The organism is Candidatus Dorea massiliensis AP6 (assembly GCF_964245105.1).
Lineage (GTDB): Bacteria > Bacillota > Clostridia > Lachnospirales > Lachnospiraceae > Laedolimicola > Laedolimicola intestinihominis.
Genome location: NZ_CAXTKW010000057.1, coordinates 1 through 527, shown reverse-complemented (window position 1 = coordinate 527; position 527 = coordinate 1). Strand labels below are relative to the sequence as shown.

General features: G+C 46.3%; 1 protein-coding gene. It reads left to right on the top strand.

Annotation, left to right across the window (positions count from 1 at the left end; genetic code table 11):
- Positions 1-171 precede the first annotated feature (171 nt).
- Positions 172-527 (top strand): helix-turn-helix transcriptional regulator (locus tag ACESZP_RS17995; RefSeq protein WP_499709959.1); only part of this gene is annotated, 356 nt, incomplete at its 3' end.

The following is a 527-nucleotide window of genomic DNA, read 5'->3' as shown; positions in this document are numbered from 1 at the left end:
GGCCTCTTTCAATGTCATATAGTCCATTTCGCACCTCCACAGAGTACATTATAGTTCTCTTTCTCGAACAATGCAAGGAACGAAATATGAATTATAAACTTCAACTAACCTGCATATAACAACATTCCACGGGCGAAGTATGAATTATACAATGTAACCGGGTGATGCTATATGGCGAAAGTTGAAGATTGTCCCGGTTTTGAAACCTTCGGCGCAGATGTCAAAGCTGCACGAGAGGCAAAGCGTCTGGCACGAAAAACATTGGCGGAAATGGTTGGGATTGAATGGCGGTATCTTGCCAACATTGAGAATCAAGGTGCAATTCCGAGCCTGCCTGTGATGATCCAATTGATTAAGATCTGCGGACTTCCCGTGGAACGGTATTTTAACCCGGAGATCATGCGGGAAGAAAGCGAACAGCGGCAACGGGTCAGCCACAAACTGAAACTCTGCCCTGAAGAATACCTGCCGATTATCGAAGGTGCCATAGACGGGGCGCTCAAAATGGAACAGACTGCGAAGCAGAA